The organism is Lujinxingia litoralis (genome assembly GCF_003260125.1).
GTDB lineage: Bacteria > Myxococcota_A > Bradymonadia > Bradymonadales > Bradymonadaceae > Lujinxingia > Lujinxingia litoralis.
On sequence record NZ_QHKO01000001.1, the window covers coordinates 128,855 to 151,753 of the forward strand.

General features: G+C 64.3%; 19 protein-coding genes. 9 read left to right on the forward strand and 10 right to left on the reverse strand.

Annotation, left to right across the window (positions count from 1 at the left end; all coding sequences use genetic code 11):
- Nucleotides 1–70: 70 nt before the first annotated feature.
- A complete protein-coding gene (locus DL240_RS00545) occupies nt 71–1,048 on the reverse strand; it encodes a pyruvate dehydrogenase complex E1 component subunit beta (RefSeq protein ID WP_111727904.1) in 978 nt (325 codons plus the stop codon).
- A gap of 10 nt (nt 1,049–1,058) precedes the next feature.
- Entirely contained in the window at nt 1,059–2,135 is a 1,077-nt protein-coding gene (gene pdhA / locus DL240_RS00550; RefSeq protein ID WP_158542257.1) for a pyruvate dehydrogenase (acetyl-transferring) E1 component subunit alpha, read from the reverse strand.
- A gap of 260 nt (nt 2,136–2,395) precedes the next feature.
- Here pdhA and DL240_RS00555 point away from each other — a divergent pair, with 260 nt between their 5' ends.
- On the forward strand, nt 2,396–3,025 hold the full coding sequence (locus DL240_RS00555; protein WP_111727906.1) for a hypothetical protein: 630 nt from the start codon (nt 2,396–2,398) through the stop codon (nt 3,023–3,025).
- Here the strand turns inward: DL240_RS00555 and DL240_RS00560 are convergent.
- The 6 genes from DL240_RS00560 to DL240_RS00585 form a co-directional block, all read right to left on the reverse strand.
- Nucleotides 3,022–3,915 (reverse strand): universal stress protein, encoded by an 894-nt coding sequence (locus DL240_RS00560; RefSeq protein WP_111727907.1) that lies wholly within the window; start codon nt 3,913–3,915, stop codon nt 3,022–3,024. The two genes, DL240_RS00555 and DL240_RS00560, sit on opposite strands and share 4 nt — an antisense overlap.
- 180 nt (nt 3,916–4,095) lie before the next feature.
- Nucleotides 4,096–4,914, reverse strand: a complete 819-nt coding sequence (locus DL240_RS00565; RefSeq protein ID WP_146618020.1) for a hypothetical protein — start codon at nt 4,912–4,914, stop codon at nt 4,096–4,098.
- 85 nt (nt 4,915–4,999) lie between these two features.
- On the reverse strand, nt 5,000–6,079 hold the full coding sequence (locus DL240_RS00570; protein WP_111727909.1) for a class I fructose-bisphosphate aldolase: 1,080 nt from the start codon (nt 6,077–6,079) through the stop codon (nt 5,000–5,002).
- Nucleotides 6,080–6,263: 184 nt separating this feature from the next.
- Nucleotides 6,264–7,187, reverse strand: coding sequence for a branched-chain amino acid transaminase (locus DL240_RS00575; RefSeq protein WP_111727910.1), 924 nt, complete (start codon nt 7,185–7,187; stop codon nt 6,264–6,266).
- A 126-nt stretch (nt 7,188–7,313) separates the two neighbouring features.
- Nucleotides 7,314–10,496, reverse strand: coding sequence for a bifunctional [glutamate--ammonia ligase]-adenylyl-L-tyrosine phosphorylase/[glutamate--ammonia-ligase] adenylyltransferase (gene glnE, locus DL240_RS00580; protein WP_111727911.1), 3,183 nt, complete (start codon nt 10,494–10,496; stop codon nt 7,314–7,316).
- A gap of 42 nt (nt 10,497–10,538) precedes the next feature.
- Nucleotides 10,539–11,624, reverse strand: a complete 1,086-nt coding sequence (locus tag DL240_RS00585; RefSeq protein ID WP_111727912.1) for a hypothetical protein — start codon at nt 11,622–11,624, stop codon at nt 10,539–10,541.
- A 135-nt stretch (nt 11,625–11,759) separates the two neighbouring features.
- Between DL240_RS00585 and DL240_RS00590 the strand changes: the two genes are divergently transcribed.
- Nucleotides 11,760–12,527 carry an SDR family oxidoreductase gene (locus tag DL240_RS00590; RefSeq protein ID WP_111727913.1) on the forward strand — a complete coding sequence of 256 codons (768 nt, stop codon included), beginning with the start codon at nt 11,760–11,762 and terminating at the stop codon, nt 12,525–12,527.
- Between the two features lie 89 nt (nt 12,528–12,616).
- Here the strand turns inward: DL240_RS00590 and DL240_RS00595 are convergent, their stop codons facing one another.
- The gene (locus DL240_RS00595; protein WP_111727914.1) at nt 12,617–13,513 is read right to left on the reverse strand and encodes a universal stress protein; all 897 of its coding nucleotides are present in this window, start codon (nt 13,511–13,513) and stop codon (nt 12,617–12,619) included.
- Between the two features lie 157 nt (nt 13,514–13,670).
- Between DL240_RS00595 and DL240_RS00600 the strand changes: the two genes are divergently transcribed.
- The 6 genes from DL240_RS00600 to DL240_RS00625 all read left to right on the forward strand — a co-directional run bounded on the left by DL240_RS00600 (nt 13,671) and on the right by DL240_RS00625 (nt 19,582).
- The gene (locus DL240_RS00600) at nt 13,671–14,324 is read left to right on the forward strand and encodes a membrane protein insertion efficiency factor YidD (RefSeq protein ID WP_111727915.1); all 654 of its coding nucleotides are present in this window, start codon (nt 13,671–13,673) and stop codon (nt 14,322–14,324) included.
- Nucleotides 14,275–15,306, forward strand: coding sequence for a DUF5683 domain-containing protein (locus DL240_RS00605; protein WP_111727916.1), 1,032 nt, complete (start codon nt 14,275–14,277; stop codon nt 15,304–15,306). Before DL240_RS00600 ends, DL240_RS00605 begins: the two co-directional genes overlap by 50 nt.
- Before the next feature lie 126 nt (nt 15,307–15,432).
- Nucleotides 15,433–16,122 (forward strand): SDR family oxidoreductase, encoded by a 690-nt coding sequence (locus DL240_RS00610; protein ID WP_111727917.1) that lies wholly within the window; start codon nt 15,433–15,435, stop codon nt 16,120–16,122.
- Nucleotides 16,123–16,241: 119 nt separating this feature from the next.
- Nucleotides 16,242–16,679 carry a Fur family transcriptional regulator gene (locus DL240_RS00615; protein ID WP_111727918.1) on the forward strand — a complete coding sequence of 146 codons (438 nt, stop codon included), beginning with the start codon at nt 16,242–16,244 and terminating at the stop codon, nt 16,677–16,679.
- Between the two features lie 63 nt (nt 16,680–16,742).
- Nucleotides 16,743–17,264 (forward strand): hypothetical protein, encoded by a 522-nt coding sequence (locus DL240_RS00620; RefSeq protein ID WP_111727919.1) that lies wholly within the window; start codon nt 16,743–16,745, stop codon nt 17,262–17,264.
- A gap of 113 nt (nt 17,265–17,377) precedes the next feature.
- A complete protein-coding gene (locus DL240_RS00625) occupies nt 17,378–19,582 on the forward strand; it encodes a fused MFS/spermidine synthase (RefSeq protein ID WP_111727920.1) in 2,205 nt (734 codons plus the stop codon).
- 82 nt (nt 19,583–19,664) lie between these two features.
- On the opposite strand, the gene DL240_RS00630 is transcribed toward DL240_RS00625, so the two are convergent.
- Complete coding sequence (locus DL240_RS00630) at nt 19,665–21,572, reverse strand: serine/threonine protein kinase (RefSeq protein WP_111727921.1); 1,908 nt, start codon at nt 21,570–21,572, stop codon at nt 19,665–19,667.
- 238 nt (nt 21,573–21,810) lie between these two features.
- Between DL240_RS00630 and DL240_RS00635 the strand changes: the two genes are divergently transcribed.
- On the forward strand, nt 21,811–22,848 hold the full coding sequence (locus DL240_RS00635; protein WP_158542258.1) for a PEGA domain-containing protein: 1,038 nt from the start codon (nt 21,811–21,813) through the stop codon (nt 22,846–22,848).
- Nucleotides 22,849–22,899 lie beyond the last annotated feature (51 nt).

The window sequence follows — 22,899 nt, forward strand, 5'->3', positions numbered from 1 at the left end:
GAGCTGAACAATAGTCGTGTGCGGAGCCCGGGGACCACCGGCGCGATGGCGCTCGATGGTCCCCGACGCGTCAACGGTAGCAGGCCTTCTTGACGGCCTCGGCGATCTTCTCGGCCGAGGGCAAGGAGAGGGGCTCCAGGTTGTAGGCGTAGGGCATGGGAATGTCGCGCTGGTGCACCCGGCCCACCGGCGCATCAAGCCAGTCAAAGAGCTCTCGACCGATCCACTCAGCCACCGACGCTCCTACCGACGCCATCGGCCAGGCTTCTTCAACGACGATCACGCGGTTGGTCTTTTTGACCGACTCCGCGATGATCTCTTTGTCAAAGGGGCGCACCGTGCGCAGGTCGACCACCTCCACGTCGATGCCTTCCGCGGCAGCCAGCTCGGCGGCCTGCAGGCACCAGTGCACCGCACGGCTCCAGGTCACAATGGTGCAATCCGCACCCGAGCGCTTGATATCACCCTTGCCCATCGGGATGAGGTACTCCTCTTCGGGCACCTCACCGTTCATGCCGTAGAGCACTTCGGATTCGATGAAGATCACCGGATCCGGATCGCGAATCGCCGTCTTGAGCATGCCCTTCGCGTCATGAGGCGTCGCCGGCATCATCACCTTCAGCCCGGGGATATGCGCGTACTGCTGCTCCAGCGACTGCGAGTGCTGACTGGCCAGCGAGCCCCCGGCCCCACCGGCACCACGCAACACCAGCGGGCAGCTGAGCTGGCCGTCGGACATGTAGCGCAGCTTCGCGGCGTGGTTGACGATCTGATCGAGTGCCAGAATCGCGAAGTTGAAGGTCATCATCTCAATGATCGGCTTGAGCCCGCCCATCGCCGCGCCCACGCCGATGCCGGCAAACCCCAGCTCAACAATCGGGGTATCGACCACGCGCTTGGGCCCGAACTTATCGAGCAGACCTTTGCTGACCTTGTAGGCGCCGTTGTAGTTGGCGACCTCTTCACCCATCAAGAAGACCGACTCGTCACGCTCCATTTCTTCGGCGAGCGCTTCGTTGAGGGCGTCTCTATATGCAATCTCACGCATCACGTCGTCCTTATTCAATGTCCCAGGGCCACTCAACGTACACGTCTTCGGTCAGCACGGCCGGGTCCGGGAAGTCGGACTCCTCAGCAAAGGTCATCGCGTCTTTGCTCTGCTGCGTGACCTCGTCGTCGATCGCGCTGATCTGCTCTTCGGTCAGAATGCCCTCGCTCACCATCCAGCCGCTCATGCGGGTGATGGGGTCGCGAAGGTCCTGCTCCTCCTCCACCTCTTCCTTGGTGCGGTAAGGCGCCGGATCGGTCATGGAGTGCCCGCGGTAGCGGTAGGTGAGCACGTCGAGCCAGGTCGGGCGCCCCTCTTCAATGGCGCGCTTGCGGGCCCGGCGAATCGCATCATAGACCGCGAAGATATCCTGGCCGTCGACGGTCTCACCGACGATGTTGTACGGCGCGGACTTCTGAGCCAGTTCGGTCACCGCGGCCACGCGCTCAATGGAGGTGCCCATGGCGTAGCGGTTGTTCTCCACCACGGTGATCAGGGGCAGGTCCCACAGCGACGCCATATTCAGCGTCTCGTGCACAATGCCCTGATGGACCGCGCCATCGCCCAGGAAGGTGATGCAGGCCGCTTTTTCGCCGCGATACTTCAGCGCGAAGGCCACCCCTCCGGCGAGCGAAATTTGCCCGCCGACGATGCCCCAGCCACCCAGAAAGCCCTTGCTGGCGTCGAAGAGGTGCATGGAGCCGCCCTTGCCACCGGTGGTTCCGGTGGCCTTGCCGTAGAGCTCGGCCATCACCGCATTCGGGTCCAACCCGCGGGCCAGGGCATGGCCGTGCTCGCGGTAATGGCTCACGATCTTGTCGGCGTCCGAGAGCGCACTCATGCAGCCCACCCCGACGGCCTCCTGACCGATGTACAGGTGACAGAATCCCTTGATCTTGCGCCGTTGATAGGCCCGTCCGGCGTACTCCTCGAAGCGGCGCATCAGCAACATCTCGCGCAGCATCGCCACCAGACGTTCATCGCCGAGCTCCTCGCGCACACTTGCGGCCAGCTCCAGGTTGAGCGCCTCGGGCTGAGGCCCGGAGGCCTGCCCGATCTCTTCGTCCTTCGCTTTGGTCTTTGCCATGATTCTTCCAGGTAAAAGTCGACCCGATGCAGCGCCCGCAACACGGGCGCCAACGTCATAAAGTTCAATGGCAGTGCTTGCCGGCGCGTGCATGAAAGACCGACGCGCCGAAATTGTGGCTGGGGGGCGTTTGCCCGCCTGAATCATTAGTTCGCGTCAGACGTTGCGTCAAGAAGGGGCCGGAGGCTGATCGCCTCGTTGGGGAGCGCTGTGCTAGCGTCGTATTTGCACCCTGTTCGCTCTCACCTGGAGCTACGCCTATGTCTCGTAATCGCCGTCGACGCCGACGCGACCTCGCCACCACGCCCGCCGCCTCTGCGCCCCACGAAACCCCCGCGTCGAGGCCCCAAGACGACGCGGCGTCGGTGACCGAACATCTCTACGAAAACGATGTGGAGCGGGCCTGGGATGAGGCGCCAGTCTTTCAAGGCATCGATCCGGCCCTGATGAGCGCTCGTCAGCACCCGGCGGGCGCCGCGGAAGATGAGAGCATCGAAGCCGCAGCGCTCCACCCGGGGTTGATCCCCTTTGCCGCGTTGATGGCGGGTCCGATCGTGGCTGGCACATTGACGGTGTTCTGTGATGGCCGCGCGCCGAAGGCGCGCGGCCTGATCACTACGCTCTGCCTGAGCGCAGCCGGGTGGTTCGCCATGCAGGGCCTGGTCAGCTTTGGCCCGCAGCGCTTCGGGCCCACCGTACTCACCCTCGCCAGCCTGGGGCTCTTGCTGGCGGTGGGAGTTTCGCTGCTGCTGGTGTACCTGGGCCCCATGGCCGGGCGGCGCGCCAGCGACGAGCGCACCCTGCGCCAGTCGCTGCTGGTGTTCCTCGGGCTGAGCGCGCTCTACTGGCTGGGACGCAGCGCCAGCTGGCTGGCCTGGTTGGGGCGTTAGTCTTCGTGGCCGATCGGCACCACAAAGACCGGGCATCCGGCGCGACGCATGGTGCGCTCAGCGCTGTTGCCCAGAAAGAAGCGCGACCAGCCGCGACGCCCGCGCGTTCCCATCGCGATCAGATCGGCATTGATCGTTGCGGCGTGACTCACTACCGCCCGATCGGGCGCCTCTACCATCACGTGGACCTCGTCGACCACATCCTGGGCGCCCTCGTCGCTGACCAGCTGACGCAGCTGCGCGTGACGCTCCGCACGCAGCTCGGACAGGCGCGACGCCGGCTCATTCAACGACATCGCCAGGCCCGTGACCTCGGGCACGATCAACGCGTGCACCACGTGGATTCTCCCGTCCTGCTCGCGCGCCAGGGTGGCGGCGCGGCGCAACACCGGACCGCTGACCGGTGAAAGGTCCAGCCCCACCACGATCGTCTTAAACGTTCCCGACGCGGTCTCCGGCGGTGCGAGCACCACCGGAACCTCGCTCTGGCGGACCAGGCTGTTGGCCACGCTGCCCAAAAAGATCTCGCGCAGCCGGCTCGCCCCGCGCGTGCCGACCACGACCATGGAGGTGGCCTCTTTGGACGCCAGGTCCAAAATCGCCTCGGCCGGCGAGCCCATGCACACTTCAAAGCGCACCAGCCCGGGGCGCCGTGAGGCATCGACGCTCTCGTCAAAGAAGCTCTCCAGGCGTTGCTGCGCCTCTTCGCGCACCGACGCCTCGATCTCATCGGGAGCCTCTACCAACACCCGCCAGCCCTGATCGCCGGCGGCCAGATCGACAGCATGGGTCACCAGCAAGCTGCGGCCGGTACCGCGTGCCAGGTCAGCAGCCAGGCGCAGTGCGCCCTGGGAGTTCTCGGAGAAGTCAGTGGCACAGAGCACGGTCATGGGTCTCTCCAGCACATTCAGTTGATCATCATCGCCGCACCATGCGGCACACTACGTCACACTACACACAGCGTCGCCGGCGCAAAGGCCCGGCCTCAGATTGTTACCTTCTCGAAACACAACGAGGCCGCCAGTTCTCTGACAGCCTCGTCGTCGCGTGCCGCTACTCCACCGGCGAGCTTAGAACGCCCCGAGCTTCGACTCGGTCGCGTCTGCACCATACGCCGTGAGCACCATGCGCTGCTGGATATCCTCGGCATCTTCGCGCCACTCAGTGGCCACCAGCCCGCCGGGCACGCCCTCATCGGTGATCCACCAGATCATGGTATCATCGGTGCCCTGCTCCTTCATCTCGTAGCGCGCGGTGTTAAAGGAGCCCGCCGGCGTCTCGATGCTCTCTTGCCCCGCCTTAAAGCCTTCCAGGCTCTCTTCGGTGAGCTGCCCCTGAGAGGGGATCACCCACAGCTCGGCGTCTTCCTCCTGGACAGGCACTTCCTGGACTTCCGTCTCGCCGGGGTATTGTGCACGGACTCGTCGCACGTAACGATTGCCGTCTTCGCCGACCTCGAAGAGCGCCTCGATCACCAGCACCACCTCCTCACCATTTTCATCGGCACCGGCCCGCGATTCGATTCGCCACCACTCCCGGCCCTCTTCATCGCGTTGCAGAAAAGCCTTCACAACCTCCTGTCCGTACTCCGAACCCTCGGTGTACCAGGCGGTGTACTCACCGGGATTGTATTCGGCGAACTCCATCGCGTAGCCGCCCTGATAAAAGAGCATCTGCATCAGACCGACGGTGTACTGGCGCATCAACGCCGGCGTCAGCTCTTTGAGCAGCGCCCCGCTAACCCGATTGCCGATTTCCTCGCCGATGCGTTGCTCAGTGGTCTGCATCGCCGAGCCCACAATGCGGCTGGCGATATCATTGGTGCTGCAACCCATCAGCCCCAGCCCCATCAATCCTGCCGCAACTCCTGCCTTCCAGCGCAACTTCATACTCACCTCATTGAGGGTACTGTCCGGAGGGCCCAGGGTGCGAATCCTCGCCCCCCCGAAAGATTCATGTTCGAACCAGACTCATTTACGCAATCGTGACATCATCACAGAGGTAGACGTCCTGAACCGCGTTCAGAAGCGCGATGCCCTCGTTGCGCGGACGTTGGAAGGCTTTGCGCCCCAGAATCAACCCGGTGCCGCCGGCGCGTTTATTGATAACCGCGGTGCGCACCGCGTCGGCCAGATCATTATCTCCGGAGGCGCCGCCGCTGTTGATCAGCCCGGCACGGCCCATGTAGCAGTTGGCCACCTGATATCGGGTCAGGTCGATGGGGTGCTCGCTGCTCAGCTCGCTGTAAACCTTCTCGTGGGTACGACCGAACTTGGAGCCGTCTTCGTGCGTGACCGCCTGGAAGCCGCCGTTGGTCTCGGGCATCTTCTGCTTGATGATGTCGGCGTGCAGCGTCACGCCCAGGTGGTTGGCCTGACCGGTGAGGTCGGCGGCGGTGTGATAGTCGTTGCCGCCGGTTTTGAACGCATTGTTGCGGGTGTAGCACCACAAGATCGTGGCCATGCCCAGCTCATGAGCGCGGGCAAAGGCGCGAGCAACATCCACGATCTGACGGTTGGACTCCGGCGAACCGAAGTAGATGGTGGCCCCTACCGCGACCGCCCCCATCTCGTGGGCCTGCTCCACCGTACCGAACATAATCTGATCGTAAGTATTGGGGTACGAGAGCAGCTCGTTGTGGTTGAGTTTGACCACAAAGGGAATGCGGTGCGCGTAGCGGCGAGCCACCATGCCGAGCACGCCAAAGGTCGAGGCCACCGCGTTGCAGCCGCCTTCGATGGCCAGCTCCACAATGGCGGCCGGATCGAAATAATCGGGATTGGGCGCAAACGACGCCCCGGCGGAGTGTTCGATGCCCTGATCCACCGGGAGAATCGACAGATAGCCGGTGCCGCCCAGGCGGCCCCCGTCGTAGAGCGCCTGAAGGCTGCGCAGCACTCGCGGGGAGCGGTCGGAATTCATGAAGACGCGCTCCACAAAATCCGGCCCGGGCAGGCTGAGGCGCTCTTTCGAAATGGTCTTCGACTCATAGCCCAGAAGGTTGTCGGCGTCTGAGCCCAAGAGCTCAACGATGCGTTCGATCGACGTGGTCATCTCTCTCTCCTCCCTGATCCAGATTCAAACACATAGGCAGCGAAATCGGTGTCTCGCAGCGGGGTGAACACTTCACATACTCGACATCACAAAGACATATAAAGCGAAGAAGCGGCGCGAGACTCACCTGCTGAGTTACCGCGCCGCCTCATCGGTGGCTCTCGTACATTCCCGGGAATGACGTTTATTCGACCATCGTCAGCCAATCCATGTGGTCGGTGGCCGAGCCCTTAACCTGGTCGAAGTAGGCATCCTGCAGCACGCGGGTGATCGGGCCAGGTTTTCCGGTGCCAATCTGACGGTCGTCGAGTTCGCGCACCGGGGTCACCTCGGCGGCGGTCCCGGTCATGAAGATCTCGTCGGCCACGTAGAGGAAGTCACGGGTAACGCGCTGCTCGATGATCTCGTAACCCCGCTCCCGCGCCAGGGTCAGCACCGTATCGCGGGTGATGCCCCCCAGGATGGAGCTTCCCAGAGGGGTGGAGTAGATCACGCCATCGCGCACAATAAAGATGTTTTCACCGCTGGCCTCGGAGATGTAGCCGTTGGTGTCGAGCATGATTGCTTCCTGGTAGCCGGCCTTCATGACCTCACGCTTGGCCAGGATGCTGTTGACGTACTGCCCGTTGATCTTGCCTTTGACCATCGAGGCGTTGACGTGATGGCGGTTGAAGCTGGCGATCTTGGCGCGAATGCCCTGAGTCAATCCCTCGTCGCCCAGGTAGGCGCCCCAGGGCCAGGCGATGATCGCCACGCGCACATCGTTGCCCATCGCGCTCAAACCCATCTCGCCATGGCCCAGATACACAACCGGGCGCAGGTAGCAGTCCTTAAAGCCGTTGGCCCGAACCGTCTCGACACACGCCCGCTCGATCTCTTCCCTGGTGAAGGGAGATTCCAGGGTACAGATATGACAGGTCTCCAGCAGGCGGCGGATGTGCTCGCCAAGCCGGAAGATCGCCGAATGGCCGTCTGCTCGCTGATAGCAGCGGATGCCTTCAAAGGCCCCCAACCCGTAGTGCAGCGTGTGGGTCAGCACGTGGATCTTGGCGTCCTCGAAATCCACGAGTTCGCCGTCCATCCATACCTTGTCTGCTTGAATCGCCACATCTCCTCCTGTGTCCAGCGCCCCGCAGGTCTTGCGTTGGGCAAAGATGTTCCCTCGCTGTCAAAAGACAACAAGGGGACTTCAGAATCGCGACAGGGCTATCACACCTGAGCTGGCGAGGGAAAGCTATCCGCGTGCAAAGATCTGCGCCCAGGCCTGGCCGATCCTTTGACGCGTTGCGGCAAGTTCATCGTGAAATTGCGCGACGCTGTCGCGGCCCTGATGGCCCATCTGCCGGGCCAGCGCGGCATGGCGAGGTCCGGAGCGGGGAACGGTGCTCCCGGCGCCGGCGATGGCCTGACGAAGCTCCAGACGGCGCAACCAGAGGTAGTCTCGGGCCAGGCTCTCCACATCCAGCCCCCGTGTGGTCTGGGGATGCTCCGCCAGCGCGTGCAGCGCTCCCACGGTATCGCGCCTGTCGCGAGCGACCTGCGGCGCCTCCAGCTGCAGAAACTGGGTCAGAAACTCCACGTCAATCAGCCCGCCGCGGCTCTGTTTGACATCAAAAACGCCCGGTGCGAGCGCGGCGCTGTCAAACATCCGCTGGCGCATCCTCGCGATCTTCTCGGCGAGGTCCTCGGGCAGCGCGCGATCAAAGGCCAGGCGCTGGCGTTCGGCCTCCAGGCGCTCCCGCAGCGCGGCGGTGCCGCCGATGGCCCGGGCCTTGATCAGGGCCTGACGCTCCCAGAGCGCAGCATGCTCCAGGTGATAGGCTCTCCAGGCCTGGAAGCTCGTCACCAGGGTTCCCTGGGAACCGGAGGGACGCAGGCGCAGGTCGACCTCGTAGAAGCCACCGGCCTCGGTCGCCGCGCTGAGCGCGCGCACCAGGCGGCGAGCGCGCCGGGTGGCCTCCTGATGATCGATGGCGCCCGGGCCGCGGTCGTCGTACACGAAGATAAAGTCGAGATCCGAGCCAAACCCGAGCTCTTTGCCCCCGAACTTCCCCATCGCCACCACGCAGAGCGCGCGGGCGCCCCGGGGCTCCGGCGTGAGGGTGTCCTCGACCTGAGTCAGGACCACCTGGGCCAGGTCGCTGAGCTGGGTGAAGGTCGCGGTACTGGGCACCACCCCGGCGACCTCGTGCAGAGCGATGCGCAGGCTCTCCTCTTGGTGAAATCGTCGAATACGCCCGAGCTTATGCGCCGGGTCGACAAGCGCGCTGACGCGCGCGCGCAGCTCTCGCTCCATCGCCGCGCGATCGCGCTCCAGGCTCGCGGTGGAGCTGGCCACCATACGCGCAAAGACATCGGGCTCGGTGGCCAGCATCTGTGCCAGAGGCGCGCTGGAGCCAAAGAGGTGCATCAACAGACGCGCGGCGTGAGGGTTCTCCCGCAGCATCCGCCAGGTGCCCGGGGTGTCTCCCACCGCCGTGGTAAAGCGCACCAGATGGCCCAGCGCCTGTTCCGGGTCAGGAGCCGAGCAGATCGCGCTGAGCAGGTAGCGGGCCTGGGCCGGGGAGCCCACGGCACGATTGGCCGAGAAAGGTCCGTAGCGCTTCTGGCGCAACACCTGCAGCTGTCCGGCCGCCTGGCGCGGGCGCACAAACCCGGCCTCTCCCAGCGCCCGCACTCCGGCCTTGCTCAAGAGGTCATCGGGCTCCAGGGCCAGGAGCGCGGCGAGCTCTTCGGTACCGGCATCGCCCACGGTGGCTCTGCGGGAGGTCTTGGGCGACTGCTCAAAGAGGCGCTCAAAGATCTCGCGCACCGCCTGGCGGCACTCCTCAATCCGGCGCGTGAGCGAGTCGGGAGACTCCCCCATGCGCCAGGCCAACTCGGCGAAGGCCTCCGGCTCCTCGGGCAGGCGGTGGCTCTGACGATCGCCGGCCATCTGCACCCGATGCTCCAGCCGTCGGTAGAGGTCGTAGGCATCGGCCAGCGCACGATGCTCCTCACCGGCGAGCAACCCGGCGTAGAGCAACCGGTCGAGCGTCTCCAGCGTGGCGCGCACGCGCAAGGTGGGGCGAGTGCCGCAGTGCACGAGTTGGAGCGCCTGGACAAAAAACTCGATCTCACGGATGCCCCCTCGGCCGACTTTCACATCCCAGCCCGCCGGCCCCCGGGCGGCCTCGCCGCGGGGCCCGGCGGTGGCCGGCGCGGCAGACGAGGGCGCGGAGCGCCCGAGCTTGGCCAGCAACCGCTGCTGCAGGCCCGACACCGGCGCCTGCGGCGCCTTACCCGCGGGCGTCCCTCCGACAGCGCCGGGAAGATGCTGCCGCGCGCGTGAGAGCGCGCGGGAGGCCCGAGCCTGATCGTCGATCATCGCCTTCATGCGGCGCAACTCGTCGATGGCATCGAAATCCAGGTACCTCCGGAAGATAAAGGGCTCCAGCGCCCCGAGCACCTGCGCTCCCAGTGCTCGCCCCCCGGCAACTGGACGGGCCTTGAGCAACGCGCCACGCTCCCATCCCCGGCCCCAGCTCAAGTAGTAGTCCGTCGTCGCCGAGGCTCCCTGCACGATCGGTCCCTGCGATCCGTCGGGGCGCAGGCGCAGATCCACGCGAAACACCTGCCCCTCATCGGTGATCGTGTCCATGGCGCGGACGACCTCCCGGGCCAGGGTCTCAACCTGGCCGCGGGATACCTCACCGACCATCACCGCATCGCTGGCTACAAAGATCAGATCGATGTCGGAGCTGTAGTTAAGCTCGCGCCCCCCGAGCTTCCCCATGCCAAATACACAAAAGTGCTCGGCCAGCTCAGGTGCTCCCAGAATCTCGGCCACCGCGCGCACGGCCTCATCCAGACACACCTCCGCCACATCCGCCACCTCGGTGGTGGTGTGGCGCACGGAGGCCCCTTCGATCTCACGCAAAAAAATACGCAACAACTGGCGGTGCTTGAACCAGCGAAGCGCGTGATGCAGCGCCGAAAAACGCGCCGAACCGTCGTCGCTCTCCCCACTCAGCTCAGCCCTGAGAGCGTCATGATAGGCCGCGAGTTCATCGGCCATCGCCTCACGAGGCATCGGCTCATCGCGCCAGCGCGCCGCGGCCAGCCACCCCACCAGCTCCGGCTGGCGGGTCAGGGTGCGACGCGGATGACGCCCGGCCGCCCCCAGACTCAGCGCAACATCGACCTCCTCGCTGCTGCGGAGCAAGGTCCCCTGCTCCACCAACTCACGCACAAGGCGGAGCACCTCCTCGACCACCGACGCCGGCCACGGCACGCCGCTGAAGCGGCGCACCAAGGTCTCAACCTGGAGTGCCCCCCCGGCGATGGCCCGGGTCAGCGCATCCCGCTCCCCGTCCGCGGGCGACGCCCCCGTCGCCGCCACAACCTCCCAGAGCCTGTCGACCTGCTCAGACGCCATCGCCTCACTCCTGCTCCCCCCCTCCCCGGTGGAATGCCGAACTTAAACGCCGACCTTGGCCTTCTCCACCTCGCGGTACTCCCGCTCGTACATCACGCGCGTATCGGTGACGATATCCAGATTTTTGGAGTTGATCTCCAGCGGCTCCTTGACCTCGATGGCATGCATCTGACGCCCGATTTCGGCGAGCTGATCGCACATCAACGAGAGCTTGTTCAGATCGCGGGTGGCGCGATTCTGGCCGGCGAAATGCTCGCGATACTCGCCCATCACCTCGTTGGCCGCCGCGCCCAGACTTCCGGCAATCTGCTCGGTGCTCAGCTCGGCCTTGGCGTCTTTGATCGCGGCGAGTTCCCGGGCGTAAACCTTCAGGTTCTCGGTGACGATACCGATGTTGCGATCGTTGGCCTGGGAGCGCAGTCCGCGCTTCTTCAGACGCTGCATCGCGGCGCGGGTCCGCTTGAGCTGCTCGACCATGCGCTCCAGAAGCCCCTCACGACGGGTGTGGCGCGACTTACCGGCAAAATGATCGCGGTAGAGACCAAACTGGTTGTTGGCCAGGGTCGCCAGCAGGTCGGCCTGCTCCTGAGGGGTGCCCTGCGTCTGCGCCGATTCGATCTGGTGCGCTTCATTGCGATACATGCGCAGGTTCTCTTCGACGATCTCCAGGTTGGGCTCAATCGCCTCCCGGTGCGACTTGACCAGCCCCTTCATGCGGGCGCGCACCTCTTCGAGATCGGTGATGACCTCCATGAGGATGCCCATATCGCGGGTCCGACGATCTTTGCTGGCGAAATGACGGCGATAGTGCCCAAAGACCAGGTTGGCCTCGGCCACCACCCGGCTGACCTCCTCGGCGACCGGTCCGGCTTCTTTGGCCTCGGCGATGGCCAGGCGCTCATCGCGGTAGACCTGCTGGTTGTCCTTGGCCATCTCCAGCAGCGAGACCACCGCCGGATCACCGGACTGCGACTGAGCATCGGCGATCACCGTCTCCAACTCGCCGAGCAGCTCATCAAGCAGGCTTAGGTCACGCGTGGCACGTGCCTTACCGGCAAAGTGCGCGTTGTAACGCTGGTAGATGGAATCGGCCCGCTCCTTGAGCTCTTTGAAGGTCGTTCGACTCATGTTACTTCACCCTGGCTAATCAACCTGCTCCACGCACCGGTCGTCTCTATGCGCCCGGCGCCGGGCCCGGCGGGCCCTCCAAAGGACTTTTTCTAGTGGCAACGCCTGCGCAAGGCAAACCCATTTGAGGTATGTATGCAGCTCAACGACATGAAGGTCATCGTCACCGGCGCCGCCCAGGGCATGGGCCGCACCTTTACGCTTGAGCTGCTCAAGAGCGGCGCCGACGTCATGGCCGTCGATCTCGCCAGCGACGCGCTGGCCACGCTCCTGGCCGATGCCTCCGGGTTGAGCGGGCGCCTGGCGACCTTTGCCGCCGACGTCAGCGACGAACACGCGGTCAAAGCTGCGGTCGCCGCCACCGTCGAGGCCTTTGGCAAGGTCAACGGGGTCATCAACAACGCCGGCATCTTCCGCGATCGTCTCCTGGTCAAAAAAGATCGCAAAAGCGGCCAGGTGCAGACCATGAGCCTTCAGGACTGGCAGGCGGTTTTGGATGTGGACCTGACCGGCCCCTTCCTCTTCACCCGGGAGGTCGCCGCCTGGATGGTCGAGAACGACGAGAAAGGCGGAGTAATCGTCAACATCAGCTCGATCTCCCGCCACGGTAACCAGGGGCAGTCCAACTACTCAGCGGCCAAAGCCGGACTCATCGCCGACACCAAACTCTGGGGCGAAGAACTGGCGCGCTACGGCATCCGTGTCGGCGCGGTGGCCCCCGGCTTTGTCGAGACGCCAATCCTGGCCGGGATGCGCGAAGACATGCTCCAGGCCATGGTCAACCGGGTGCCCCTGCGACGCGTGGGCAAACCCGAGGAGATCTTCATGGCGGTGCGCTTCATCATCGAATGCGACTACTTCACCGGACGCTGCATCGATGTCGACGGCGGCGTCTCGATCTGAGCCTCCCGTACGCCTTAAGCCCCAGCGCAATGAGGGCGCTTCGTTGGAAGCGCCCTCATCTGCTCGGGACTGCGTGAGATGCCCGGTGATTACTCAATCGCCCGGGCGCCCGGGGCCGGTACGATCAGGGTGGTGCAGTTCATCTGCTGAACCCACTTGAGCATCACACTGGAGAGACGCTCCAGGCGCCCGGCGTTGGCCGGGTAGTGCCCGATGGCAACCAGATCGATGCCGGCAGCATCCACATAGTCGCGCAGACCGGCCACCGGACTGTCGGTGATCAGATGGGCATCGGCCACCACCCCGTCGAGCAAGGTCTTGTGCTTTTTGAGATACGAGGTCATCGCCTCTTCGGCCCAGTCCACAATCGCCGTCGACTGCAGCGCTTCGGGAAGCTCGCTGTCCAGAATCACCGTGGTGGTCGGGAGCGTGTGCGCGTGGACCAGATGCATGGTCGCATCCAACGCCTTGACCAGGGGCACGGTGACCTCCAGGGCCCGATCGGCCTGCTCGCTGAAGTCGGTGCCCATGGCCACCTCCATGCCCGTGGCAACCTGGTTGCGCTCCGGGTGCACGATGATCAGCGGGCACGGCGGCGTATGGGCCAACTCCAGGGCGGTGGAGCCGAACACAAACTTGTTCCACGCCCCGCGGCCCGACATCCCGATGATCAAAAAGGCCACATCCTCGGGTTTGCACGCCTCACAGGTCGAACGCAGCGGCGTGCCGATCTGCAGGTCGATGCCCGCGGGCTCCTGGCCGGTAGCCTCCACGAACCACGCGCGGATGCGTCCCTCGATCTTCTCGCGAAGCTGCGCGCCGCTGACGTCTTCAAAGGCCTTTTTCCAGCTCATCAGCTGCACATCGAGCACGTGCAGCACATGCACCTCCATGCCCAGCAGCCCACCAAAGGCCACCGCGTAACGCGCCGCCGGCTGTGCGTTCTCCGAAAGATCCGTAGCCACCACCAGTCGTTTGCCCTGCATCTGACCTCCTCAATAGGGCACGCGGCATGCGTGCCTGACTTCGCCGGCCCCTGAACCTCGCGTCCGGCCTTTCCATCGCTAGCTTCACCCGGGGGCTTATAGTAAACATCGGCCGTTGCGCTCAAAGGGTTTTCCAAAAACTTCGTCTGCCGGCCTCATGTTGATCGCCTACAAGCCCCTTCGATCCGCCCTGGCGGTGCTCTTTACGGCCAGCCTGTGTGCGAGCTGCGCGAGCGCCCCGGCGTTTTCGCCCTCGGAGCGTACCCCTCAAAGCGCGCAGCTGATCCCTTTTGAACCCACACGCCTGCGCCCCCACCCGGCCCACCTGACCAGCCCTACGCACCCCATGCGCGCCCCCGGTCAATCCCACTCCCGGGCGCACCTGGCTCAGGGGCCGCTGCAGGCCTCGGCCTACCTGTGGTGGCGCGTCTACGGCGAAACCTACGGGCGAGCCAGCGGGCCGACCTGCAACTTCTCGCCGACCTGCTCGCGCTTCGGATTGGAGGCCTCCGCTTACGGTCCCCGGGGGCTGATCTGGACCTTTGGGCGCCTGCAACGCGATCAACGCCCCGATGACTTCTACGCCACCACGCCCGATGGCCACCTGAGCGACCCCATCGCCAACTACGCCATCTGGACTCAGGCTCCGACCCTCGACCGCTCCCCCTATGTGGAGACGCCTCATCATGGCTGGTACCTCTTTGTTCGCGCGCTGCGTGCGGGTCTTGCCCGCGATATTCTGGAGCGCCGCCCTGATAGTGATGTTCGCCCCTCCGGCCAGCGCCCAGCAGACAGCGCCCCCGCCCGCTGAGCCTCCCCGAGCGCACGTTGCTCCAGAAGATGACCGGGCGCCGGTGCCCGACTTCGAGGCCTTCTTACGCTGGCAGGCCAGCGCCGAGGTCGAGATGGGGCTGCGCCTCTTTGGTGAGGGCGACGACTACCGCGCGATCACCAGCTTCAAACGCTACCGTCTGCTCTCGGCCTCGCCACGGGCCGACCATCTGGCCGCTCTGCTCATCGGCGAGGTCTACCGCAGAAACCAGTTCTCGGAGCTGGCGATGCAGCATTTTTTTGAAGCCAGCCGCGCCGCGACCTCCCCGCCCGCGCAGCTTCAAAGCTATCTGCTCGGCCTTCAAGAACTCTGCCTGAGCCTGGGAGCCATCGCCACCTGCTATGACACGCTCACCGAGCTTGAAGAACGCGCCCGGGAGGACGCTCCGGAGCTGCTGGAGTTACTCCGCTACCAGCGCCTCTTTGTGGCCTCGCTCCTGCGTTCGCCCCGCGTGCTGGAGACTCGCCCCGACACCTTTGAGGATCCGACCCTGTCCGCGGCCGCACACCAACTGGTGCAGCGTCATCGCGACTTCGATCGCCTCCGCCTCAAACAGCCCTGGCTCGCGGGCACCCTCTCGGCGCTGGTCCCCGGGGCGGGGCAACTTTACAACGGACGGCCGGTCGATGCGCTGCTGGCCCTGGGCTTTACCGGCCTCTTCGGGGGCGCCACCCTCTACGCGTACCGCGGCCTTGAGAGCATCCCCCTGACGGCGGTCGCCGGCCTGCTCACCCTGGGTTTTTACAGCGGCAACATCGCCAACGCGATCGTCGATGCCCGACGCATCAACGCCGGACGCTACCAACGCTACTACGATGAGCTTCAAGCCGACCTCTGGGCTCGGCAACGCTTCGAAGTCGTTGATAACACGGTAATCTTCAGCTTTGGCTTCGACTGGCCCGCCCTCACCGAGGAGCCCGCAGCCTCGCCACAAGCCCCTCCCATCCCCGACATGCTCTGAACATGGTGCTACCAGGGGGCTTGCCCTACCTGAAACGATGTCCAGAATCCTTTGCCCACACTCCCCCCACCGCGCCACCGGTGCACGGGGGCGAACCGCGACACGACCTGCATCCCGGGAGTTACCATGCTCTACATCGTCACCGGCGCCAATCGAGGCCTGGGCCTAGAATTCACCCGTCAACTGCTCGCCAGGGGCCACCGGGTGTTCGCCACCGCCCGCAACCTGGAGCAGGCCGAAGAGTTGCGCACACTCGCCAGTAGCGCTCCCGACGCCCTGCAACTCTTCACCCTCGACATCGCCGACCCCACGAGCATCGCGGCCTTTGCCAAGACCTGCGCCGATCACACAATCGACGTGCTGATCAATAACGCCGGGATTCTGGAGCGCGGGGGCACCCTCGGCGCGTTGGACTACGAGGCGATCGAGCGCGGCTTTCAGGTCAACACAATGGGCACCCTCCGCCTGACCGAAGCGCTGCTCCCCGCTCTGCGCCGCTCCCAGGGGGCAAAAATCGTTAACCTCAGCTCCAAAATGGGCTCGATCGCCGAGAACACCAGCGGGGGCTCTTACGCCTACCGGGCCTCCAAAGCCGCCCTCAACATGGTCACGCGTTCGCTGGCCCTGGATCTGGCCGCCGAAGGCATCATCGCCTTCGTGGTACATCCCGGCTGGGTGCTCACCGACATGGGCGGCCCCAACGCCCTGATCGACGCCCAGACCAGCATCTCCAACCTTCTGCACGTCATCGATCGGGCAGGCCCCGAAACTTCCGGCACCTTTCAAGAGTGGCAGGGGAACACCATCGCCTGGTGAGGCCTTCTATCGAAGAAGGCTCCCTCGGCGCCAGGGGCCCCCGATTGCGCGGGCAAAGCCCGCATGATAGGCCTTTGGAGGCTCTCTGCGCCGCAACTTCGTTCCCGAGGATCTCTGTGATGGCCGCACCCCACGAATACTCCGACGATGCTCTCCAGGCGATGATCCGCGAGGCCGGTCTGCGTTGCACGACTTCGCGCACTACCGTGCTCGCTCGCCTGGTCCGGGCCACCGCTCCCCTGAGTCATGCTGACCTGGCCGAGGAGCTCGTTCCCCAGGGCTTTGATCAGGCCACCATCTACCGCAACCTCACCGATCTGACGGAAGCCGGACTCCTCAACCGCCTGGATCTCGGCGATCACATCTGGCGCTTTGAGTTCCGCGGCAACCACAAGCATGACGAAGGTGAGCACCCTCACTTTCTCTGCGTGGACTGCGGCGAAGTCTCCTGTCTGGCTGAGGTTGAAATTAAGGTAAACCGGCAGGATACCAGCCCGGTTCTGGTGGCCGAAATCAGCGAAGTATTTCTAAAAGGCCTCTGCTCCAAATGCGGCTGAGTCGAGGCCTGTTGGCCGCCGGGCGCCTGAGATGACGGACTTTTTTCGCGACGAGCCCATCCGATGACTTGGATTTTTCCCTTCCCGGCTGCCCTGCTCTTCCTCATTGTGCTGACAGGCTGTGGCGATGCCGACCACGATGGTCACCAACACGATTCCGAGAGCCCGGACGCTACAGAAGAAGCCTGCCTTCACGCTCAGGATACCCCCACGTTGATCAATGCCGCGGCCAGTCCAGAAGAGGCGCTGACCCCCGACATTGAGCAAGGCCACACGCTCTACGAGATCTCGCTCCCCGAGAGCACCTCGCACTCCGGCCAGTACACCGGCTATCTTCGCTATGATCGCACAGAGCCCGCCGATGTTCTGCTCTTTACCAGCAGCGTGATCGACGTCGCAGTTCTGGACAGCACCGGCGCCGAGCAGGTGGTGAGCACCACCGCGGTGGACGCCTGCGCCGAGCTGCTCCAATCGCATCGCGTGGCCCTGGAGGCCGGAAGTTACACGCTTTCCTTCGGCCCCGGCTCGGAGCCGACGGTGAGTATCCTTATCGAGGCCGAGTCACATGACCACGCGCATGAGTAAGACCTCGTTTGCGCACGACCTGACGCCGCCCCTGAATTGAGGCGCACTCGCCATCTGGCGAGTGCGCCTTTTGCGCTTCTTGTTCCCCGGGCTCTGCCCTCTTTCAGGCTCCTATGCGCTACCTCCTCTACGCCCTGACCTTGCTGCTGAGTTCCTCGCTACTCTTTTTTGTGCAGCCCATGGTCGCCAAGATGGTCACACCGGTGCTCGGCGGCTCCCCGGCCGTCTGGAACACCTGCATGGTCTTCTTTCAGGCGCTTTTGCTGGCCGGATATGCCTATGCCCACGCTTCCACAGGCTGGCTGGGGACGCGCCGCCAATCGCTCCTGCATCTCGGCATCATGGTCATCGGAGTGCTCTTCCTGCCGATCGGGATTGAACCTCCGGCCGATCCCGCCTCCCTGGCCCACCCGGCCCTCTGGCTGCTGGGCGCGCTGATGCTGGGGGTGGGCTGGCCCTTCTTTGTGATCTCCACCAGCGCGCCCCTCTTGCAGAAGTGGTTCTCCACCACCGACCATCCCGATGCCGCCGATCCCTACCACCTCTACGCCGCCAGCAATATCGGCAGCTTCGTGGGTCTGGTGGCCTACCCCTTTGTGCTGGAGCCACGCATCGGCGTGCAGACCCAGACCATCCTGTGGATGATCGCCTACATCGTGCTCATCGCGGCGGTGGCCGCCTGCGCTCTGGCGCTGTGGCGCAGCCCTCAGCCTGACTCCTCCGAGCCCGCGACCGAACCTCCCCGGGCCCCGCAGCCGCTGAGTTGGGCGCGGCGAGGCCGCTGGATGCTCTGGGCCTTCGTGCCCTCCAGCATGATGCTGGCGGTGACCTCCTTTGTGACCACCGACATCGCGCCGGTCCCTATGCTCTGGATCCCTCCCCTGGCGATCTACCTGCTCTCCTTTGTGCTGGTTTTTGCCCGCGCCGAGTTCTTTCGCTCCATCTGGGTCTTTGCGCTCTTTCCCGTGGCCCTGCTCGGGCTGGCCACGATTCTCTTTATCCAGGTGAGCAGCCCCCTGGAATGGGTCACCGGCGCACACTTTGCCGGCTTGCTCCTCTTCTCCCTGGTCTTTCACGGACTCCTGGCCGCCGATCGCCCCTCGACGCACCACCTCACCGGGTTCTTTTTATGGATGTCGGTAGGCGGCGCACTCGGAGGGCTGTTCAACGCGCTGCTCGCTCCCATCATCTTTGAGCGCCTCATCGATTACCCGGTGATCCTCATCCTCGCCGCACTCGCGTTTCCGCCCACCCTCTACCGGCACCGGGCCACCCGGGTCACACTGGCCCTGAGCGTGCTGGTGGCCGGGTACTTTGTGGGACGCGACATCACGATCTACTTCGGACTGGAGCGCAGCCGTGAGCTGGCCACGCTGGCAGCGCTTGCCCTCTCACTGGGAGCCCCGCTGATCGTTGCCCTGACCCGCTACCGCGTCCTCACCCCGGGACTGCTGGCGGTCCCCCTGATGCTGACATCGTACTACCTCGCCATGCCCGACGCGCACGAACTCCACGCCGAACGCAGCTTCTTTGCCGCTAACCAGGTCATTGAGACCTCCGATGGCGGCTACCATAAGCTCTACAACGGCACCACGCTTCACGGCGTGCAGGCCCGCGACAAGGAGTTCAGCCAGGTCCCCCTCTCCTATTACTACCTGACCGGCCCCCTGGGGCAGCTCTTTGAAGTGTTGAGCAAGCGCCCCGAGCGCCACCCCTTCGCGGTGGTAGGGCTGGGCACCGGGGCTATCGCCTCTTACACCCGAAAAGGCCAGCAGGCAGACTTCTTTGAGATCGATCCGGCCATCGCCCGCATCGCTCAAGATCCGCGCTACTTCACCTACCTGGAGGAGTGCCGCGGAGAGTGCCGCGTCATTCTCGGCGACGGACGCCTTCAGCTCGCCCAGATGCCCGACGAACGCTACGAACTCATCGTGCTGGACGCCTACAGCTCCACAGCGATCCCGGTGCACCTGCTAACGCTGGAAGCCGTGGAACTCTACCTCAAAAAACTCCGCCCCGACGGCGTGTTGGCCTTTCATATCTCCAACCGCCACCTGGATCTGCAGCCCCCCCTGACCCGTATTGCCGGCGAACTCGGTCTGGTGGTCCGGGGGCGCGACCACTGGGTCGACGCCAATGATCCCGTCTACAACCTCTACGTCGACGGGTCGGACTGGATCCTGTTGGCCCGCAGCGAAGAGGCCCTCGCCGAACTCATCGACGACCCCGACTGGTACGACTATCAACCCGAAGCCAAACTCCGGGTGTGGACCGATGATTACGCCAATATCTTCGACGCCTACCTGATGGACGAGTAAGCCAGCGTGATAGACAAGCAAGGCCGACGCCCCTGCCGCTCTCTGAGTTCGCACGGGCCACACGTCTCATTGTGCCCCGGCCCTAGAAGAGGGGGATATCCACCTCTTCTTTCTTTTCGGTCTCCGGCACAATCTCGACCCAGTCATCGGCCGGCGCACTCTCTTTTTTCGGCTTGGAGGCATCTTCCCGCGGAGCGACTTCGCTCAGGTCGACCCAACCATCGGAGAGCGCGGGCCGCTCCTCCACCGGCTCAGGGCGCTTCCGCGGACGACTGGACTTTCTCGACCCCGTCGACGTCGTGCTCCGACCGGAGGCCGCCTCACTCCCTCCCGAACGGCCCCCTGAGCTTGCCCGCGGCGCCTCTTCGCTACCGGCCACAACCTCCGGCGTTTCGACAACCTCGGCAACCATCTCCAGCCCGACCTCCTCGGGACCATCGGGTTCCACAAGCACTTCCTGCTCCTGGTAGCCGGTGGCCTCCAGGCGCACCACTACCGGGGCCTCCCCCACTTCGACATCAAAGGGCGTGCGCCCCATCAACTCGCCATCCACAAAGATCATCGCGCGCACCTCGCCGGTGCTCACATGCACAAGACGCGTCTCCTCCTCGGGGGCGACCTCCTCGACTTCCAGCACCATCTCGTCAGGCTCTGGAAGCTCCCGGGCCGCCACCGCTGCTGCCGGTGCGGGATCGGCAGGCTGCGCCTGTCCCGCTTCGGGCGGCACAGGCGCACTTCCCCGCTGCTGGGAGTAGAACCAGAATCCGGCACCGCCGCCGAGCAGCAACACCACAATCAACGCCAGCGGAACGACCGGACTTCGGGAGTTTGACGACTTCACCAGCGGTGAGGACGGCCCCATGGACGCGAGCGCCCCCGACTCCCCGGAGAAGGCAAAAGGAGAGGTGGCCGGCACGCTCGCTCCGGTAATGGGCCCCGGCGTGGCGTGGTCCCTGGGAGCAGGCATGGGCGCGGGCAACGCCCCTTCCGCCGTAAATGGCGACGCCGCAACCATCGTGGCCGCATCATCCAGATCCACGGCGACCGCGACGGCCCCACCCGCTGCGCCACCTCCCGAGGCCGGCACCCAACCTTCACCACTGGGCGATGCCACAAAAAGTGGCGCCGTATCCAACGCGTCGTCCGAAAGCGCATCGAGCGCTTTGAGCATCGCATCGGCCGTCGCAAAGCGGGCCTCGTACGGCTTCTCCACGCACTGGCGTAACACCGGCCCGATCGCACTGCGCAGAATCGGCTCGGGAATCGGCACCGGATCGTCGCTGATCTGTTGATGAATCAGATTCCACTGACCGGTCCCGGCAAACACGCTCTGCCCGGAAAGCATCTCAATGGCGATCAGCCCCAACCCGTAAAGGTCAGTAGGCGGCCCGACCGTCTTCTCGGCAATCTGCTCCGGAGCCATGTACCGAAGCGTCCCCACCACAATGCCCGCCGACGTCAGCTCCTCATCGTCGTCGTTCTCCGAGAACACCTTGGCAATGCCGAAGTCGAGCACTTTGACGAAGTCGGTCTCCCCGTGCATGTCGACCAACATGATATTGGCCGGCTTCAAATCGCGGTGCACGATGCCGTAGCTATGTGCCTCGGAGAGGCTCTTGAGAATCTGGCGCAACACATGCTTGACACGCCGAGGAGAAATCGGCCCTTCCCGACGCATCAACTCTTTGAGCGTCTCCCCCTTGAGCGCCTCCATCGTGTAGTAGAGCAACCCCTCCGGGTCGTCGCGGAAGTCATAAATCCGCACAGTGTTGGGGTGCGAGAGGTTGCGAATGGCCATGACCTCACGACGAAAGCGCTTGACCATTTCGTCGAACTTCGGGCCGCTTGCTACCAGGATCTTCATGGCGACATCGCGATCCATGTTGATCTGTCGAGCCAGATACACCGCCCCCATGCCCCCTTTCCCCAGGATATCGCGAATTTCATAGGTGTCGTCGATGACGTCACCGAGCTCAGGCAAATTCATCATGCAGCTCTTTCCTTGCAGTGCGCGCACAGGCCTACGTAGGCTCTGCGATGTACCACAGGGAGCACTTCGCCTCCAAGCACGGCCGGGTGGCGATCGTTGTCAGTGACCGGCGTAAATGCTACACGCGGGAGTGTTCGGAAAACAGGCGCTGCCAGCAGATACCTCCTGCCCGGGAGGGCCGGCCAAACTTATGGATGACGATGACGGCCGGGTGAAGCTTTTTTTTGGAGGAAGAACCGTGGTTTTTAAGCACGCTAGCGCGATCGCAGCGCTGACACTGCTCCTGACGTTCAGTCATTCGGTCAGCGCACAGCAACCCGTGACCAAGCAAGAGTTGACCGAGGCCGATCTCTCCACCCTCGTCAATCTGGCCCGGGAAGCCTACGAGGCCGGCGAGTATGAAGTGGCCATTGAGCGCCTGCTGCTGGCCAACCGTAGAGAACCCGATCCTCGCCTGCTGATCAACGTGGCCCGAAGCTATGCCCAGGCCGACAACTGCGCCCTGAGCCTGGTGTATTACGCCGCGTTTGTGCGTCACCCGGCGGCTCAGGAGCCCCTCATCGCCTCGGCGCAAGCCGCTCTCGACGAAGGCAAAGCTGACTGCCCCGCTTACACCGACGAGCTCGGCGGTCGCATCATGTTTGAATCCGAGCCCATGTTCGCCCGGGTCTACATCGATGATACGTTCATCGGGACCACGCCGACAGAAAGCGCCGGACTGGCTCCAGGCACCTATCAGGTGCGTATGGAACTCGACGACCATCAGGACTTTACGCAAGAGCTCGAGGTGGTCGCCCAGCAAGACGCCACCATCGGTGCGATTATGGAAACTCCCAGCGCCGAGGTCTCCGAGTCTGACTCCCTGCCGGACGCCACCGAAGCTCCAGCCGATGAAGCCCAGGCCCCGGTTAATTATTTCGCATATGGCCTGGTGGGAGCCGGTGCGCTGGCACTGGGGAACGGCCTGGTCTTCGACCTGGTGGTGATTCCGGGGATCGATGAAGAACGTCGACAGCTCTCCCCCGATCAGACCGATGAGTACGCCGAGTTAACCAGCCGGCGCCAGAGCCGCGCCAATATCGCCATCGGCAGCTACGTGGCCGGCGCCGTCCTGATCACCGGCGGCGTGGCCTGGTTAGTGTACGATTACATGAGCGCAGGGGCCGGTTCCGACAACTCCCAGCAGGACGACATCCAACGTCGCCTGGGTAGCATTCAAGTTGCGCCGGCCCTGGGCCAGGGAGTCGCCGGCGTCGTACTTGGCGGGCGCTTCTAAGCTCAACGCATCTTCCCTCCCGAGACCCGACGCTCCTCGGGGGGAGCGCAC